This window comes from Petralouisia muris (assembly GCF_004793545.1).
In the GTDB taxonomy this organism is placed as follows: Bacteria; Bacillota; Clostridia; order Lachnospirales; family Lachnospiraceae; genus Petralouisia; species Petralouisia muris.
This window is the reverse complement of sequence record NZ_SRYA01000008.1, coordinates 109,230-127,074: the sequence shown is the minus strand read 5'-3', so window position 1 is coordinate 127,074 and position 17,845 is coordinate 109,230. Positions and strand designations below refer to the sequence as shown.

Here is a 17,845-nt window from a genome sequence, read left to right as displayed (position 1 = left end):
AAAAAGGAACCTTTTACAATTCAAATGTAAAAGATTCCTTAAGTTAATGACATTGAGTAAAATCAAGCATTTTAAGTTTAATCAGCAGGCACTATTTAGCTTCACGATCTACATCGTTAATGCCATTGAGTAATCGATTCAATAACACGCCCTTCTCTTTTGGTAACAATTGACGAACTACTTTGATTTGCTCTGCAATTTTATTATCAACCAGAGTTGCATCTTGACATATTGCATCACAGACATTATGAAGCATGATACCTCTGCTACTCATACTTCGCTCCTCCTCTCTACTTTAAACCAAAATGCCTAGCAGCCTCACCAATTCTGTCATCTATGTCCTTTGCCAACTCTTCATCAGACAAAGTGTTCATCTGCCAAAGGAAGGCTGTAAAAACTCCTGTTCCGTCAGCTTTTGTTGTAAAATGATTTCTACGCTTAAAAGTATTAGGAATAGGATCAAACTCAAGTTTCCCCTTATACCCTAGCTCTTTGATGCGCTCATCTACCATCTTCACAATTTCTTTGTTCTTTTCTGTCTTTGACATGAAAATCATCCTTTCTGCAAGTCGGGGGCCCTACCGCTGTTGCAAGAAAAGAATACCATAATAAATATCTCCCTGTCACCTGGGTGTCAAAGAACCTAGACTAATTACCACCGAACTACCGTTCTTTCTTTTTTAATGCCTGTTCCATTTGAAATTGTGCAATAATCTCTTCAATATTGATATCTGGTAGGTCAACCTTAGGTCTTGGCGCAATCCATTGTTGATAATCATCTATTGCCTCTTCCAATACATTTTGTGAAGTCTTCATATTATCAAAGACTGCATCATCTACTATATCATCAGGCGGCACTTCAATTCCATCACAGTATTTTTTAAATACTGCTTGTTCAACCTCTTCTATCCGCACCCTAATTCTTTTTTTCATGTACTCATATGAATCCTGCTTATCTGCATAATAACCTGTTTTCTTGTATACTATCTCTTTATTCATTTCATCATATAGCTTTTTTAGTTTTTCGTCTTCTTCCAGTGCTTTGTTAAGTTCTTCTGCTAAAGCAAATTCAATTTCTGCCCGTTTTGTTTGATTAGCCGTCATTTTTGTATAGCCTTCTTCTGCCCAATCGTTTACTTCACATTGCCGACATTCTCCCATACTGTCATAAATATACTCCCATTTTGCGATAAATAACCGCAAATCTTCTTGCATAGCATCAAGCCAAAGACAGTTATCATCTGCGCCCAAATTTGTTAACCATTTAGGATCAAAAGGTCTACTGGCCAATTGCTCCAAATCATACGTCATTTGAAACATCTTACCATACCGAAGTCTAACAGGGTAATTAGTAAAATTTGACATAACAATTCCTATCTGATTTAAAATATCTTCTGGAACATCATTATACACAAACATCCTATACAAACCTTCTACAATCCATACGACACATCTATCTGAAACTTTATCCAAATGACCTCTTCGCAATTCCAAAACATTATCATCTGTGTATTTGTCTAATAAATCCACTAAGAACACCAAACTTTTATTCGAAAACTCATACCCATTTTCATCAATTCGGAAATTCGGTTTGATATATTTCACATATTCAGTAATCTGCATGGCCTTAAATATTTCATTCAAATACTTTATATTCTTTGATAAAAAATTGGTTCTCTGCTGCTTTGTTTGCTTTGATAATAGTTTTCCTGTCTTTTTCTGCTGATGTCTATACAACTCATCGCAAACATCCGACAATGTAATCTTCCCCTCCATAAATATCCTCCATTCGTTTCTACATTATTTTAATGAGCATTCCATGTCTATTTTACCAAGTAGATTACCATGTTTCCTGTTTCTGCACTTAAGTTTCCATGTTTCATACCTCATAGCCAAACTCCGCTTTTTTATATTGAAACATTTTTAGTTAAAATCAGACATATATTTCAAGAAATCCCTTGATACATAATAAGGATTGCTCCTATCCCCAATCTTCTCAATAAGAATTGAGTCCGCATCGTTTTCAAGAACCCGAATTTTATCTCCTTTGCTAAACCTAAGTTAGGCAATTGTTAAATTGCCAAACCCATTGATTTTATTGGGTTTTCTTATTGTTTCTATATAAATTTTCTCTCCGCTTATGTTAAAATAGAGTTACCAGACAACCATCTTTTCATAAACGGAGGAGAAAATTTATGACTGTTAAATACCATCAGATTGTTTTAAAAGATATCTTTTCAGACTGCCAGGATATGTTCCTGAACGATACCCCTTCCTTTTTCCAACTCCTTGATGAACATTTCGATATCTCTGAGTTTGTTCCGTCTGTCTTCTATAACGCCTTTTACCAGCGTCTTGGCAGGAAAAGGGATTATCCGCTTACCGGCTTCCTTTCCGCCCTTATCCTCCAGAAGATCTTCTCCATCCCTACGGATTCCCTACTCCTCCTTCTTTTAAGCCTCTGTAGAGAACTCCGGGATTTTTGCGGCTTTCATAAGGTTCCTGACGCTCCGCTCTTTACCCGCTTCAAACTCGGTTTTGCCGACCACATTGAACTCATCTTCCAGCGTATGGTGGAGTTCACCGAACCCATCTGTCAAGCCATTGACTCTTCCCTCGCCTCCATGCTTACCTTCGATGCCTCCGGCATTGAGCTTTACGTTACCAAAAACAATCCCAAGACCCTCAATTCCCTTATCCGCAGGCTTAAGGCTTACTATAAAGATAACCCTGACGTTGACCCCTATAAGATGGCCTACGGCCTCATGCCCTCACAGGCCGCTTCCTGCCCTGACGCCAAACAACAGTATATCAACGGCCATTTCTGCTACGCTGATAAATTCGCTATCCTCACCAATGGTCTCGGCATTGTCCGCCATATCGCCTTCCTGGATGATGATTTTAAGGCTGCACATCCTGAAATGTCCGTGGAAAAGAAATCCGATTCCCCTGATGAGGACAAATCCATTGGTGATTCCTCTTCCTTAAAGCCGGTCCTCTCCGATTTCTTCTCTCTCCATCCGCAGTTCCACCCGGACATCTTCCTGGACGATTCCGCTTTTGACTCGATCGAGACTTATGGCTTCCTTCGGGATGAGTTTCATTTTTCCAAAGTTCTAATCCCTTATAACCCAAGGAATGAAAGCGCCCTTGAAAAAGTCGGCTATAACGCCTACGGCTACCCCACCTGCCCCAAAGACAGCTCCCTGGACATGAAATACGCCGGACACTGCCATGAGAAAGGACGCTCTGACCGCAACAAATGGGTCTGTCCTAAAGCACACATGGTAAAAGGGCGCTGGGTCTGCGATTGTAAGGAACCCTGCAGCGCGGCTAAAAAAGGACGCACTGCTTACACTTACGAAAACATGGATTTCCGCATGTTCCCGGGTATCCAACGGGATTCTGACGAATGGGCTTCCCTCTATAAAATAAGAACCATTGTGGAACGCGCCATCGACCATCTCAAGATCAATATGTGTGCTGCCGGGAGGAAGTCCCGAAACCACACAACGACCAAAGCAGATGTTTTTCTTGCCGGGATTGCCTGCCAGCTGACGGTCATTGTTGCGTACCGCATAAACTGTCCCCAGTGCATCCGGAGCCTGAAGCCTTTAATTGCCTGAAAAAATATACAATTGTCATAGTTCTTTTGTGGGCTTATGGAAGTGCGCCCAAAATCTGATGTTCTATGTCAATTCAGAAACAATTCTGAACAATGACCGATTTTTCTCTCCTTATATAGTAGAAAGTTATCCACATCAAAGGAAAAATCATTTAACAATTACCTATTTTACTATAATTTCTCGGAATCTGAAACCCTTATTTTATAAGGCTTTCAGACCTTGTCTCAAAAAAATCACCCACCTTTCTTCAAAAAACACTTAACAAATCGCTCAAAATTTGCGACGAAGCCGATTGTTTATATTTTATTTCAATCGACTGGCGTCTCTTCCATAAATTCATCCAATACCGTTATGATTAACTTCTGATTTTTTTCGCCTGTATCTTTTCTAACGTCTTTACTGCAATCAATTCTGGAATAGATTGGATTTGTCATATCTCCCGCATGAAAGGGCTTTCCTCATATGGAAAAATCCTGGCCTGCTCCAAAATAAATCGGGCGGTAAAAATCTCAATTCTTTAAAGCCCACTGGTCTCTTCAAAAAAGTTGACTGTATCCCAAAAGAAGCTGATGCCTTGAAAATCTTTATCACATATTGTTAAATATATCCTCATCGAAACAGCCCCTCTAGTACAAACTATTGCCGTTTTCCCTCTTTAAAAACTGCCCGATCCACAACCTCCCCTCTGTCATTCTCTACAAGAAAGGCATATTCCCCATTAATTTCCATCCCCATCTTCTCTGTAGCTTCTTCCAGCGAAAGATAAGTAATATTCTTTAGTTTGGCAATTTCCTTCGCCAGCAGCCCTCCAGGCTCTTCCTTCTGGTACATATAGCAGGTATATCTGTCCTCATCCAGCCACTGCACATAGGACTTAATCTTATTGGCGTCCTGCATCTTTTTCACCTTAAACTGCAGATATCTTTCATAATCATCATCCCAGTCCTTTGCCGTCATAGAATCTTCCCTGTAATCCTTCAAATCACAATATTCAGACAGATACTCTCCCAGATACCGGGTCACCTTTTTCGCTCCAAAGGAATTCAGATGGCCTTCATCCGCAAAATCGCTCCCATAATCCACCAGCCCTTCTTCATACCTCATATTCAGGCACGTCACCCCATATTCCTCTGCAATCTTCGGCACTGCGTTCATACCCCTTTGCACTTCTTCCTCCATGCAAAGAGGAATCTCTGCCAATACTATTTCGATTCCCCTCTTCTGACATTCCTCAATGATCTTTTTCAAATAGAGAAATCCTATCGTATCTGTATCAGACATATCCTCTTTTTCAATGCTCTGGAAATCAGAATTATCTACAATTTTAGTTAAAAAGCGATGGCCTTTCGTTTCCTGTAACTGAACATGGAAATCCTTTTCTTTCAGCGCCTCCCAGCGGCTATGATAAATGGAAAACTTGCATAAATATTCAAACCTGTCTTCCCATGTATCAAAAAGCTCACAAATTGCCTTTATTTTCGTGACAGAAAGCGGTATGCTGTCCATCCCGGTATGAATATGCGTTTGCTTTCTCTTTTCCTCCTGAATCATCGTATCACAATGGACTTTGTATGTATCCACTACAATTACTTTTGGCTGGCTGTACTGCAGGCCGCACATCATGGTCCAGTAAATCTGAGGCATCTGACTGCTTGGGGAACCCAGGTTATAGGAACGGATCCCGTACTGCTTCCACAGCTCCATGGGCTGTATGGTATAATGAACATGGCTGTTTCCCAGAAACCAAACATCATACTCTTGCGGATTATCCCAAAATTCCGAATAACGTTCTCTGCTGTCTTTCCGTTCCACAATACGTCCAGCTCCATTCAGGACAAAGCCCGCTATTAAAATAAAGCACAACGACAATGCCAGTTTTCTTATCTTACGCATCTTATTCCTCCCTGTTAAAACTGAAAATAGACGAAAGCCTGCGCATCATAAGCATTTCCCCATATCCCAAAAATCAGCACAAACAAAATACCGGCAAGATACACCGTCCAGCGGCACCAGAGATCCTGTTCCAAAACCTTCTCCAACAGGTTTACCTTCTTCTGTTTCAGCCAATCTGCCGCAAAAAGCACTGCCAAGGAAAAAATCATCAGATGAAACTGTTTCTGACTGAGGCCCAGCTCATAGATGGAATTATCTATAAAGATCCACGGATTCGGTACAGTAAGAATGCTCTTTAGCATATGCAGCGCATCATGTATGCTTGCCGCTCGGAAAAATATCCATGTCACGTCCACCAACGCAAATGTTGTAACAGTACGAAAAACACGGCAGCCAAAACTGTTTTCTTTTATGTTCAGCAATTTTCCCGCCTTGTCCCGTACAGGCGCAAGCACATTTCCGGTCACCTGAAAAAAGCCGTTTAACCCGCCCCAGACAATATAGGTCCACTGGGCGCCATGCCACAACCCGCTTACCAAAAAAACGATCATTACATTCAAATATTTTCTTACTGTTCCCTTCCGGCTTCCTCCCAAAGGAATATAAAGATAATCCCGAAACCAGGACGTCAGGGATATATGCCACCTTCTCCAGAATTCTGCCACTGATGTTGCAAAATAGGGGCAGTTGAAATTTTCCATCAGCTGAAAGCCCATCACTTTCGCAGCTCCCGCCGCTATCAGGGAATAGCCTGAAAAATCGCAATAAATCTGAACTGCAAACAGGATGCTTGCCAAAAGGTAATAGCCTCCCGCATAATTTCCCACATTTCCATAAACCGTGTCCACCAATATGCCAATCCGATCCGCAACCACAATTTTCTGGAAATATCCCCAAAGCATAATTAAAAGCCCGCGCCGGAAATTCTCATAAGAAAAAGCATTGTCTGTGCTGATCTGTTTTAAGAGATTTTTGGAACGTTCGATGGGACCGGCAACTAACTGCGGGAAAAATGACACAAACAATGCATATTTTAAGAAATTTCTTTCCACATAAATTTCTTTTCGGTATACATCCATGGTATAACTGAGCGCCTGAAAAATATAAAAAGAAATTCCCACTGGAAGTAAAAAATCAAATTGAGGCGTAATTACCTCCAAATTACATTTTGCCAGGACAAAATTAATATTTTCAACGGCAAAATTAAAATATTTAAACAGAAACAGCAATGAAAGATTCAGGATAAAACTCAATGCCACAAAGAACTTTTTTCTCCTTTGGGACCAATTCTTCTTATCACATCTGTCAATCAGCAGCCCGCTGAAATAAGTAACCGCCGTGGAATATAAAAGCAGGACTGCGTACTTTGCGTTCCAGCACATATAAAAAAAGTAACTTGCCGCTAAAAGCCACAGATATCTTACCCTTTTGGGCACCGCAAAATAAAGCAGAACCACAATCGGAAAAAAAGCTATAAACTGTATGGAATTGAACAGCATCTTTGATCCCCCTGTTTTCTTCTTTAGTTGATATTTCTTTTTCGATTTTAGACCAAATCGGTCTAAAAGTCAATAGACCAATTCGGTTTCATATAATTTTGATAATAGCGCAAAACTATTAATTATCTTATTTTATATCAATGCCGAATGGAGGGACTTATGATTTTGACACGACTTAGAAATCTGAGGGAAGACGCTGACTATACACAGGAATACATCGCACATTTTTTGAATGTTTCCCAACGCGCATATTCCAGATATGAAAATGGGGAACGTTCTATTCCCCTTGCCAGTTTATGTGCTCTGGCTGACTTCTACAATACCAGCGTAGATTATCTCCTGGAACGAACGGACTGCAAAGAGCCCTATCCACTTCCTTTAAGCAAATCTACATAAATGAACATCCCGCAGCGTACAGCTCTGATTAACATCAGATATTCTGTCCGCTGCGGGATTTTTATAGGCTGACCATATCCATAATTGCATTTTACCCAGAATTTCTGTATATCCCGGTACCACTCCGTATACACCCGGTTCAACGTAAAAGACATAATCGCCAGGATATTGGCTCGTATGGTGCTGTCCGGCCAGGTTGCATAAATCTCACTGGAAGCAACATTTTTGATATAATCTTTGTATTTCACATAGTAATCCCCTGCTGTGGAATCCCCAGGCGTCCCGTCATGGACTACCACATATTCCGGAATCACCACCCGGCTTAATACGATTTCTCCGCTCTCATCTATGGGCTTAATCTCAGCTTCTGCTATTTTAGGCGGAAAATTCCCAAACAGTGTATTGGCCGGTATGACAATATTTTTCAAATCCTCATCTGACACTTCCAAAGGCTCCATCCTTACATTCTGTAAGGATAATTCTCCGGAAAACACATCCACCCCTTCGATACTGACAGGCTGATAACCTTCCGCCTCCACTTCTACGGTATATTCTGCATAAGGCTGAACCGGCTGTTCCGGTTCCATGCTGTACTCTAAAGGCGGGGCCGCCAATGTCAGGATCTCCGACTGGCCGTCTGCATTTGTGGAAATCTGCTCCAGCTGACTCTCCGGATCTCCCGTATAGGAAACAGTAATTCTGGCATCCTCCACCGGTACCATTCCCACAGCAGAAGTTACCTGCACCTGCATGGTTCCGTTATCCACATGATTGATTTGTGCTGCACGCAATTGTCGATTCTGCATAAACACCTCTGAATTTCTACACTTATTTATAATTTATGTAAAACCCTGCAAAACGTACCGTTTTCACTAATTTCTTTTCCTATACAGCCATCCAGGTTATGGGAGCCGGAGACTCCATTGAAATATACTTCGTATCCATCTTAAGCTTCCACGCATACAATGCGCCGCTTACGCAGACTGCCAGAATTGTCACGGTAAGAACCAGCAGATTCCCCTTCTTTTTCTTCTCATTAATGTACCCAAATTCATCTCTTTTTCTTCTCATGTTCTTCCTCTTTTCCCCATTTGTTATATTTATCATTCTGAAAGCATTTGTTATTTTTCACATTGACATACTATCATCAATCTGTAAAAAAATCTTTAATTTCGCCCTGCTTTTTTCTTAAATAAATATAAAGAATCCCGCACAGGCTAAAACCCACACGGGAAACAATATTTCAGTCAAACTGGGTTTTCCAGTCCGCTGACCGGTAAGCCTGAAAGCACATCTGTATCTGCTCCCGGTTACATTTCTCCTCTGCCAGCCCGGGAAGCTCTTCTTCCACAAAATACCCGGTTTCCGTAGTTTCACTGTTTGGCGCAAAAGCCCCTCCCAGAACCTGACACAAATAGAAAATCTTTACCACGCCGTAGGCGTAAGGAGGCTCATTGTGCTTATCCCTATCCTGTACAGCAATTACAGAGCAGACGGCAACATCCAGTCCTGCTTCTTCCTTAACCTCCTTAACCGTATTTTCCATGGGAGACTGATCCAAATCGCACCAGCCTCCCGGCACAGACCAGTCTCCGTTCCTTTCATGAACTAACAGAATCTTTCCTTCTTTGAAAATGGCCGCCCTGGTGTCAACCTTGGGCGTCTGATAACCAATATCATTGCAAAACAGACGGGTGATTTTCTCTGCCGGAAGCTCCGTCCGTTCCGCCATCATCTCGGCTGCAATTTCCCGTATCCTCTGATACCGTTCCTTATCGTACACATCCCTTCCATAGAACAGCCCGGCCTGGGCAAGGCTCTGCAGCTCTATGGCCCATTGACTGACTTTATCGTTCACATTCATAATACTTCTCTGGTCCATCCATATTTATCTTCTTCATTGCCCCACTGGATTCCTGTCAGGTAATCATACAGCCGCTGGGTCAGTTCTCCGATTTTGAAATCATTGACAACTACGCTGTCATCCTTGTAAACAAATTCCCCTACCGGTGAAATCACTGCCGCAGTTCCCGTACCAAAAGATTCCTCCAATGTGCCGTCATGTCCGGCTTTCATCAAATCATCCACGGAAAGATGCGTCTCATTTACCTTATAGCCCCAATCTTTTAAAATATGAATGATAGAATCCCTGGTAACACCGGGCAGCACTGTCCCCTCAATTGGAGCTGTGTAAATTTCCCCATTGATTTTAAACATAATATTCATAGTGCCTACTTCTTCCACATATTTCCGGTTTACACCGTCTAACCAAAGCACCTGGGTGCAGCCTTTCGCTTCCGCCCTTACCTGGCCCAGAATAGAAGCCGCATAATTGCCGCCGCACTTGGTAAAGCCGGTGCCGCCCTGAACTGCACGCACCAGTTCATCTTCCACCAGAATCTTTACCGGATTGATGCCTTCCGGATAATAAGCCCCTACCGGACAGCAGATTACCATAAATTTATAGGAAATCGCCTGATGCACGCCCAAAGAAGCTTCCGTTGCAAATACAAAGGGGCGGATATACAAAGAAGTTTCCGGTTCAGAAGGAATCCAGTCCTTTTCCACCTTTACCAGTTCTTCAATTGCTTCTACAAACATATCTTCAGGAAATCCCGGCATACACAGACGCTCATTGGAAGTAATCATCCGCTTTGCGTTCATTTCCGGACGGAACAGAAGAATTCTGCCGTCTTTGGTACGGTACGCCTTCAATCCTTCAAAGGTTTCCTGGGCATAATGAAGCGTTACGCAGGATGGGTTGATTTCTATGGGGCCGTAAGGCTCAATTCTGGCGTCATGCCAGCCAATTCCCTGATCCCAGTCCATCACAAACATATAGTCCGTCATATATTTGCCAAATCCCAGATTTTTCTGATCCGGTTTCTCTTTTAACACATCTCTTTTTACAAATTTAATATCCATAACGTCTCCTCCATCCTGTTTTCATTTTCCCACAGGGTTTCCTCTTGTGCCAAAAACAAACTATCCGGGCAAACAGGCCAGCGGGAATCAATATGCTCTTGAGTATAACAATTATTATACTTTTTTCCGCAGCTGTCAAGATTATTCTCGGGGCTTATATTTTCCATAACTATTTATTATATATTTATGTGATTTTAATAACTTTTCTGCATATTTTAATTATGGTATAATATTCGAAAGATATTATACGCGCCGAAGTGCGCATAGGTAACCATAACATATCACAGCAAAAATGTAATATGAACCTAAAGTTTTCAGTAAACAGCAAAGGAGACTTATTATGCATCAGTTTCAACCTTATCCAATTGATTTATTGGAATTCAATCCTTTTACCAAACTGGCAGACGATTGGATGATTATCACTTCCGGCAGCCAGGAAAAAGTCAATGGCATGACGGCAAGCTGGGGAGGAGTAGGCGTTCTCTGGGGACAAAATACCGCCTTTATCTTTGTCCGTGAAAACAGATATACCAAAGAATTCATTGACAATGGAGAATATTTCTCCTGTACATTTTTTGACAAGAAATTTAAGAATGACTTGAAATATTTCGGCGTTGTATCCGGCAGACAGGAGGACAAATTTAAAACTTCCGGTTTGAGTGTAGATTTCTATAAGAACATTCCTTATATAGATGAAGGAAATTTTGTTCTGCTCTGTAAAAAAACAGCGGCCGTACCTATTACGGAAGCACATTTTCTGAATCCTGAGATAAAAGAAAAATGGTATTCCGGCAAGGAAGAGAACAATTTCCACACCATGTACGTGGGAGAGATCGCAGAAATACTGGCAAGGTAAAGAAACGTCACGTGGGAAAAATCTCCCATAGCGGCTCCTTTCCATATAGCTTATACTTCGGCTATCAGCCATATAGCCTTCATATATGGCTGGAAGCCGAAGCCTGACTGAATTCTCTAATGATAAAGGAGCATTGAATTATGAAATATTTAAAATTTGGCAATCTGAGAGAACCTATATCCGTAATTGGCATCGGCTGTATGCGCATTGCAGGAATGAGCAGCGACGAATTGGATCGTTATGTCCGCGTATCTCTTGAGCACGGCATAAATTTTTTTGATCATGCAGATATCTATGCCTCCGGAAAAAGCGAAGAGATTTTCGGAGATCTTCTTTCCAAAGATCCCGCTTTAAGAAACAGGATGTTCCTTCAATCCAAATGCGCAATCCATGACTCTATGTACGATTTTTCAAAAGAATACATTCTGAAATCTGTGGATGGAATATTAAAGAGACTTCAAACAACTCATCTGGATTCCCTTCTGCTCCATCGTCCTGATGCTCTAATGGAGCCAGAAGAAGTAGCGGAAGCATTTCATATTCTGAAGGATAGCGGAAAAGTTTTAAATTTTGGAGTGTCTAATATGAATCGCTTCCAGATGGAATTTCTTGAAAACAAGCTCTCTGATGGCCTGGCAGTTAATCAATTGCAGATGAGCATTGCCCATACTCCACTGATTGACGCCGGAATTAATGTAAATATGATGTCTGATGCCGCAATTATGCGGGATGCAGGAACATTGGAATACTGCCGGATGAAAGATGCTGTGATCCAAACCTGGTCCCCATTGCAAAAAGGTTTCTTCGGAGGAACATTTATCGGAAGCGAGGAATACAAAGATTTAAATGCTGCCTTAAATGCTCTGGCAGAGAAATACCATGTCACCAGTGATGCAGTGGCCTATGCATGGCTCTTGCGTTTTCCGGCAAAAATGCAGGTAATCATCGGAACCACAAATCCCGACCGAATCAAAAATGCCGCAAAAGCCGCAGAGATTGAATTAACAAGAAGTGAATGGTATGAATTATACCGGGCTGCCGGGAACAAACTGCCATAAAATGTTATCCGTATGCACAGTTTCAAAAAGATGCAGCCCGTGTAATCACATCAAATTCTTGAATTACATAGGTTTTAAATTTTTATTGAGCCTGCCCACCATCCAGGCAATCCGATATTTCGCCCTGCGTCTGTCTTTGCGTCAAAATATGCCCGGGTATAGGTTTTCTTAACCAATAGTGACATAGCCTCAAAATTTGTATGAGCAGGCTCATAGCCTTCCAGCAATACGGAAAGCTGAGCAATCTGTTCCTCTGTAACCGCCACTGGTTTTGTAGCGTTCCACTGTCCGTTTTTTGGGACTTCTTCTATTTTCTTTCTGCCAAAATCGGTCATAAGCCCCGTTCTTCCAGCTCTGTCCCAAGAATGCCGCTTAATTCAGTGTCTCCTATCCCATTCACGAATTCAAACCAACCATCTGCGAAACTCCTCTCCCCTTCCGCACATTCCGTGATATAGTTACCTCAACAACAAAACAACAGCAAAACAAACACCCAAACAAAAAGAGAACAACATGACAACTTTAACATTTTTATTCTTAGCGGTAACTGTTTTAACACTGGGGATGGCAGAAAATCTGTAAAAAACTTCACAGAGCCATTTCCCGTGAAAAGCACCACATTTTCAAAAGCTTTAACCAGTGGCGCACTGCCATCCTCTCTGCTTTTGGCTATGACCCGCTCAAATGTGAATGTGGCACAACTATGCTGTTTTTAGAACTCTATTTCAACCACAAGCGCGTTTCCCTGGAAGAATTGTACGAGAAAGCCATGTCCCGTTCTCGTGGAAGAAGGTCGTCTGCGTGACTTTCTTAATTCCCATTCCTGTGGTATACTCCTTTCAAAGGAGGCTGCACTTATGAACCCAAACACAGAGAAACTACGCAAAAAATATATGGATAATCCACCCGAAGACATGACATCCGGGGACATACGCCGCATGAGCGAGGATGACCTTCTTGATATGGATTATTTCTTAAATGAAGACGACTTATTTGATGACGAGGCTGGAGTGGAAGGTTTTTATATCTTCTAAACCGCGTCGTCCTGTCGTTGTTCCCAGACAAGAGTTTATCTAACATATGTTCGGTAAACTCTTGTTCTTTTTCTCTCCTCAAAAATCGCAATTTCCTATAAAGTAAAAAAGTGTCTTCGACACTTCAACTCCCCTGGCCCCTCATTCATAAGGGGAATTAGGGGTTTCTTTTTTTGCTGTTTCCCTGCATAATAATCTCATGAGCATACTGCAAGATATTTTTAGAGACCATTATGAAGAAATGGTTTATCTTCTTCATCCCCGTGACTCTGTCATCAAAAATGTTGAAAAAATGATCAACTGCGGCGCAATGTACGGCTGCCCTCATTGCGGTAAGTTATAATTCGTTCCTTTCCGCTGTCACAGCCGCTTCCGCCCCACCTATGGCAATTTGTGCGCCATGCAGCGCGCGATCCTTGAGGGCCGCTCCCGGCTTGACTGTCTCTTTCATTCCGTAAACAGCGTTGTTTCACAAATGTTTTTCAAGCTAAATAAGTACATGAATTTCACTCCCGGTTTTATCATGGTTCTCCATACCTTTGGCAGGGATTTGAAATGGAATCCAGGATCGGACACTCTTTTAAAAAAGTGAAAGCTCGCTGTTGCCGGGAACACAAGGAAGGCTTTTATGTCTATGCAAAACCAAACAAACGCGATCACAAAACCGTGGCGAAATATATTGGGCGTTATCTCGGACGTCCCGTGATTGCCACTTTCCAGATTGATAAATACGATGGCGACTTTGTCACTTTCCATGATAATCGACACGAAGATGACGCCTATGTGGAAGAAACGCTTCCTGTTATGGAATTCATTGAACGCCTGATCCGCCATATCCCAGAAAAGCATTACAAAATGATCCGTTATGGCGGCATTTATGCAAGGCACCGGGAGATTGACAAAAAACTCCACAGAGCCATCTCCCGTGAAAAACATTCGATTTACAGAAGTTTTAACCAATGGCGCACCGCCATCCTTTCTTCTTTTGGTTATGACCCTTTAAAATGTGAATGTGGCACGGCCATGCTGTTTTTTGAACTTTACTTTAACCATAAACGTATTTCTCTGGAAGAAATGCACGAGAAATCCATGTCCCGTTCTCGTGAAAGAAGGTCGTCCGCCTGACTTCCCCAAATCCCGTTCCTATGGTATACTCCTTTCAAAGGAGGCGGCGCCTTTAACCGTCTGTTTTGTACGTCTTAAACACATATCTATTTAACATATGTTCAGTAAACATATGTTTTTCTTTGTGTCTCAATAGGTCGGAATTTCCTATAAAGCAAGGAAATAGGTCAGCATGGCTGCCCCTATGGCTTTTGCCAGAGCTGTATGATAAATCCTGCAAAGCAGCAGGGAAAGCAGAAATAAAATGGCAAGGGAAAGCGCTGCCTCGGTTAACAGCACCTGCAGGCCCTCTTCCTGTCCAGTGAGCCCCGATACCCGTACAAATCCCCATTCACTGCGCAAAAACCAATATAAATATCGTATAATGCTTCCATTTTTTTCTCTCCCGCTAATGCGGCTGCAATTCAGAACATGGCTGCGGACTGGACAAAAAACAGTAAAAATATCGCTGCAACCCGAAAACTAAGCGGCATAACTCATTCCTCCCTGAATGGCAAACTCATCATTCCGTTTCTATCTGGCACATACTCATAGTAAGCAGCGCCGCCTTATGAGAAGCAGGCGTCACGCCTGCACAGCAGGAAGGATCTACCCGGATGGTATTTTGAGGCATTGCCGCTTTCAGCAAAAGCGCGTTGCTTACCACACAGATATCGGTACACAGGCCTGCCAATTCTATTTCCAGAGTCTCCTTTTCATTTTCCTGCTTCAGCAATTCCATCAGCTTCAGGGAACCAAAGGTAGGTTTGTCAATCACATGGGACTGCTCTGCGAGAGCCTCGATCGCTGGATGAAGCTGCCAGCCTTCTGTCCCCTTGATGCAATGAACCACCGGAAGCTTCTTTCCTTCCGCCGTGTCCAGGTAATCCTCCCCATGGGTATCCCGGGTGACATAAATGTCTGATTTATCATAAGATTTCATTTTCTCAATCACAGGATTTACAATGGCCTGGGCTTCCTTTGTTCCCAGGGAACCGTCAATAAAATCCTTCTGCATATCTACCACTACTAATATCCTACGCATTTCTCACGCTCCGTTCCCCGGCTGATGGGACAGCCGGAAATACTCCGATCTTCCGGCGCAGGAAGTGCTGATGGACTCAATAGCCACTCCTCCGCCCCGCACAATCTCAATATGCCTGTATTTACTCCGCAGCAAATCAATCAGCTCATTGTTGCGCCGCTCCGTCATTTTACACTCCAAAAGTACGCTGTCTGTGCCGATGTCTGACACTTCCACATGAAACACCTGTGCAATCTGAAACAGCTCCGCCTTGTCTGCCACAGAGCAGTTTTTCACTTTTGCAAAAAGGATTTCCTTCATATGGATAGGCATATCTGTCAGGTCAATGACCTTAATCACTTCCACCATCCGGTTCAGCTGTTTCTTAATCTGCTCAAAGGTAATATCATCGCTGGTCACGCAGATCGTCATCCGGGAAACCGTTTCATCCTCCGTAGTTCCCACCGTCAGGCTCTGCAGATTATAAGATTTTCCGGAAAAAAGCCCGGATACCTTCGCCAGGACGCCCACCTGATTTTCCACATACAATGCAATCCATCTGTTCTTCATTCCAGTTCCCCCTTCCTACTTCAAAATCATTTCTGTCATGGGATTGCCGCCTTTTACCATCGGCAGCACAATTTCCTCCGCAGCAATCATAAACTCAATAAAAACAGGAACCTTCTGTTCTTTCGCCTTTTCCAAAGCAGGGGCAATCTCCTCCTCTTGTGTGACACGGACGCCCATGGCTCCATAGCTTTCCGCCAGCTTCACAAAATCCGGCTCATAGGGGGGACAGGCCGGATTCGGCCCTTTGCAGTCGTTGGGACAGTTTTTTCTCCGCCGCAGACAGGTGGCCTTATAGCGTTTTCCATAGAAAAGCTGCTGCATTTGACGCACCATGCCCAGATAATAATTATTCAGGATACACACAATCACATTGGCGTCCTGAGCCATGGCGGTAGCCAGCTCCTGCAGGTTCATCTGCATGCCGCCATCTCCGGTAATGCACACCACCTGTTTCTCCGGGCAGCCGATTTTGGCCCCGATGGCCGCTGGAAAACCGAAGCCCATGGTTCCAAGGCCGCCGGAGGTGATGTACTGTTTCTTTTCATTCAATTCTATGTACTGGGCCGCCCACATCTGATGCTGCCCTACATCTGTAACTATAATTCCTTCAGTAAACTGCTCATTGATGCATTCCATAATCATCTGAGGAGTCATGCCCTTGTCCCTGCGCATTTCCAGGGGATTTTCCTGATCCCATTCCTGAATCTTAGAAAGCCACTCTTGGGTGTCCTGAGGCTCCGCCCACTCCAGAAGCTTCTCTAAAGCCAGATTGGCGTCTGCTACAATGGGCACATCTACCACTACATTTCTGGAAATGGCTGCTGTGTCAATGTCCACATGGACAATCTGGGCATTTGGGGCAAATTCATTCAAATCCCCGGTAATCCGATCATTGAACCTGGTGCCGATGGAAAACAGCACGTCACACTGACCCACTGCCAGATTCGCGGCATATTTTCCGTGCATGCCGCTGTTTCCAATATAATAGGGATGATCTGTGGGAATGGCGCCTTTCCCCATAATCGTAGTCACAACAGGCACCTTTGTCTGCTCCACAAGCTGTAACATTTTCGCATTGGCTCTGGCAATATTGATGCCCCCGCCCACCAGAAATAAGGGCTTTTTGGCTGACTTCAGCAATTTATAGCCTTTTTTTAACTGTCCTACATGGACGCTCTCATTCGGCTTATATCCCCGGATGGATACCTCCTTTGGGTATTCTCCCGGCCCCTGGGCCGTCTGGATATCCTTGGGCAGATCAATCAGCACCGGCCCCGGTTTGCCAGTTTTGGCAATGTGAAAGGCCATTTTCAGGATTTTCCCCAATTCTCTCCGGTCACGGACGGTAACCCCATACTTGGTAATGCTGCGGGTCATGCCCACAATATCCACCTCCTGAAAAGCGTCATTTCCAATGAGATTTAAGGGCACCTGGCCAGTAATGCATACCAGCGGGATATTATCGTAATGGGCATCTGCAAGGCCCGTAATCACGTTGGTGGCCCCCGGGCCGCTGGTTACCACGCATACCCCGACTTTGCCGGTTGCCTTCGCATAGCCTTCCGCTTCGTGGATCAGCCCCTGCTCATGTCTTGGCAGCACCAGCTCAATTTCCTCATGCTTGTATAATTCATCCAAAATATCTGTTACCATGCCGCCGGGATAGCCGAACACAGTGTCCACCCCTTCTTCCAGCAATGCTTTTACAAATAATTTTCTTCCTGTTATATCCATCGCCATAACATTCACCTCTGCTTTTTTTACTGTATCTGCTCTATTGTAGCAGAAATTTCAGCTTTGGAAAAGTGGCATTCTTAACCAATCTTAAAATTTATCCAAAATTTTGGTTCAGGAGATGCA

General features: G+C 43.1%; 18 protein-coding genes and 4 pseudogenes. 7 read left to right on the top strand and 15 right to left on the bottom strand.

What is annotated here, in order from left to right; genetic code table 11:
- Positions 1–91 precede the first annotated feature (91 nt).
- From E5329_RS05660 to E5329_RS05650, 3 genes are all read right to left on the bottom strand, one after another.
- Positions 92–274 carry a hypothetical protein gene (locus tag E5329_RS05660; RefSeq protein ID WP_135988618.1) on the bottom strand — a complete coding sequence of 61 codons (183 nt, stop codon included), beginning with the start codon at positions 272–274 and terminating at the stop codon, positions 92–94.
- Positions 275–290: 16 nt separating this feature from the next.
- Complete coding sequence (locus tag E5329_RS05655) at positions 291–548, bottom strand: hypothetical protein (RefSeq protein WP_135988617.1); 258 nt, start codon at positions 546–548, stop codon at positions 291–293.
- Between the two features lie 115 nt (positions 549–663).
- A complete protein-coding gene (locus E5329_RS05650) occupies positions 664–1,776 on the bottom strand; it encodes a hypothetical protein (RefSeq protein WP_135988616.1) in 1,113 nt (370 codons plus the stop codon).
- A 419-nt stretch (positions 1,777–2,195) separates the two neighbouring features.
- Here E5329_RS05650 and E5329_RS05645 point away from each other — a divergent pair, with 419 nt between their 5' ends.
- Complete coding sequence (locus E5329_RS05645) at positions 2,196–3,626, top strand: transposase (protein WP_135988615.1); 1,431 nt, start codon at positions 2,196–2,198, stop codon at positions 3,624–3,626.
- A 308-nt stretch (positions 3,627–3,934) separates the two neighbouring features.
- On the opposite strand, the gene E5329_RS30455 is transcribed toward E5329_RS05645, so the two are convergent.
- From E5329_RS30455 to E5329_RS05635, 3 genes are all read right to left on the bottom strand, one after another.
- Positions 3,935–4,060, bottom strand: coding sequence for a hypothetical protein (locus E5329_RS30455; protein WP_275443050.1), 126 nt, complete (start codon positions 4,058–4,060; stop codon positions 3,935–3,937).
- A 202-nt stretch (positions 4,061–4,262) separates the two neighbouring features.
- Positions 4,263–5,519: an SGNH/GDSL hydrolase family protein gene (locus E5329_RS05640; protein WP_135988614.1), complete on the bottom strand. Its 1,257-nt coding sequence runs from the start codon at positions 5,517–5,519 to the stop codon at positions 4,263–4,265.
- 14 nt (positions 5,520–5,533) lie between these two features.
- A complete protein-coding gene (locus tag E5329_RS05635; RefSeq protein ID WP_135988613.1) occupies positions 5,534–7,018 on the bottom strand; it encodes an MBOAT family O-acyltransferase in 1,485 nt (494 codons plus the stop codon).
- Positions 7,019–7,177: 159 nt separating this feature from the next.
- Between E5329_RS05635 and E5329_RS05630 the strand changes: the two genes are divergently transcribed.
- Positions 7,178–7,414, top strand: a complete 237-nt coding sequence (locus E5329_RS05630) for a helix-turn-helix domain-containing protein (RefSeq protein WP_135988612.1) — start codon at positions 7,178–7,180, stop codon at positions 7,412–7,414.
- 110 nt (positions 7,415–7,524) lie between these two features.
- Here the strand turns inward: E5329_RS05630 and E5329_RS05625 are convergent.
- The 4 genes and pseudogenes from E5329_RS05625 to E5329_RS05610 all read right to left on the bottom strand — a co-directional run.
- A pseudogene (locus tag E5329_RS05625) lies at positions 7,525–8,220 on the bottom strand (carboxypeptidase-like regulatory domain-containing protein); the annotation flags it as partial.
- A gap of 79 nt (positions 8,221–8,299) precedes the next feature.
- Positions 8,300–8,485: a hypothetical protein gene (locus E5329_RS05620; RefSeq protein WP_135988611.1), complete on the bottom strand. Its 186-nt coding sequence runs from the start codon at positions 8,483–8,485 to the stop codon at positions 8,300–8,302.
- A gap of 172 nt (positions 8,486–8,657) precedes the next feature.
- Positions 8,658–9,296, bottom strand: a complete 639-nt coding sequence (locus E5329_RS05615; RefSeq protein ID WP_330571980.1) for an NUDIX hydrolase — start codon at positions 9,294–9,296, stop codon at positions 8,658–8,660.
- On the bottom strand, positions 9,275–10,339 hold the full coding sequence (locus E5329_RS05610; protein ID WP_135988610.1) for a branched-chain amino acid aminotransferase: 1,065 nt from the start codon (positions 10,337–10,339) through the stop codon (positions 9,275–9,277). The genes E5329_RS05615 and E5329_RS05610 overlap by 22 nt, the downstream gene beginning before the upstream one ends.
- 340 nt (positions 10,340–10,679) lie before the next feature.
- Between E5329_RS05610 and E5329_RS05605 the strand changes: the two genes are divergently transcribed.
- Together E5329_RS05605 and E5329_RS05600 are read left to right on the top strand one after the other, a co-directional pair.
- Entirely contained in the window at positions 10,680–11,195 is a 516-nt protein-coding gene (locus E5329_RS05605; protein WP_135988609.1) for a flavin reductase, read from the top strand.
- Between the two features lie 140 nt (positions 11,196–11,335).
- Positions 11,336–12,253 carry an aldo/keto reductase gene (locus E5329_RS05600; RefSeq protein WP_135988608.1) on the top strand — a complete coding sequence of 306 codons (918 nt, stop codon included), beginning with the start codon at positions 11,336–11,338 and terminating at the stop codon, positions 12,251–12,253.
- Between the two features lie 63 nt (positions 12,254–12,316).
- Here E5329_RS05600 and E5329_RS05595 read toward each other — a convergent pair.
- Positions 12,317–12,597 (bottom strand): annotated as a pseudogene (locus tag E5329_RS05595) (YdeI/OmpD-associated family protein); the annotation flags it as partial.
- A 224-nt stretch (positions 12,598–12,821) separates the two neighbouring features.
- Here E5329_RS05595 and E5329_RS32805 point away from each other — a divergent pair.
- The 3 genes and pseudogenes from E5329_RS32805 to E5329_RS32800 all read left to right on the top strand — a co-directional run.
- Positions 12,822–13,058 (top strand): annotated as a pseudogene (locus E5329_RS32805) (IS91 family transposase); the annotation flags it as partial.
- 52 nt (positions 13,059–13,110) lie between these two features.
- The gene (locus E5329_RS29640) at positions 13,111–13,287 is read left to right on the top strand and encodes a hypothetical protein (RefSeq protein ID WP_168356533.1); all 177 of its coding nucleotides are present in this window, start codon (positions 13,111–13,113) and stop codon (positions 13,285–13,287) included.
- Between the two features lie 199 nt (positions 13,288–13,486).
- A pseudogene (locus E5329_RS32800) lies at positions 13,487–14,412 on the top strand (transposase).
- A gap of 147 nt (positions 14,413–14,559) precedes the next feature.
- On the opposite strand, the gene E5329_RS30445 reads toward E5329_RS32800, so the two are convergent.
- From E5329_RS30445 to ilvB, 4 genes are all read right to left on the bottom strand, one after another.
- Positions 14,560–14,691 carry a hypothetical protein gene (locus E5329_RS30445; RefSeq protein ID WP_275443048.1) on the bottom strand — a complete coding sequence of 44 codons (132 nt, stop codon included), beginning with the start codon at positions 14,689–14,691 and terminating at the stop codon, positions 14,560–14,562.
- Positions 14,692–14,914: 223 nt separating this feature from the next.
- Positions 14,915–15,436 (bottom strand): cysteine hydrolase family protein, encoded by a 522-nt coding sequence (locus tag E5329_RS05580; protein ID WP_135988607.1) that lies wholly within the window; start codon positions 15,434–15,436, stop codon positions 14,915–14,917.
- Positions 15,437–15,439: 3 nt separating this feature from the next.
- On the bottom strand, positions 15,440–15,985 hold the full coding sequence (ilvN, locus tag E5329_RS05575; protein ID WP_135988606.1) for an acetolactate synthase small subunit: 546 nt from the start codon (positions 15,983–15,985) through the stop codon (positions 15,440–15,442).
- Positions 15,986–16,000: 15 nt separating this feature from the next.
- Positions 16,001–17,719 carry a biosynthetic-type acetolactate synthase large subunit gene (gene ilvB / locus E5329_RS05570; protein WP_135988622.1) on the bottom strand — a complete coding sequence of 573 codons (1,719 nt, stop codon included), beginning with the start codon at positions 17,717–17,719 and terminating at the stop codon, positions 16,001–16,003.
- Positions 17,720–17,845: the final 126 nt, after the last annotated feature.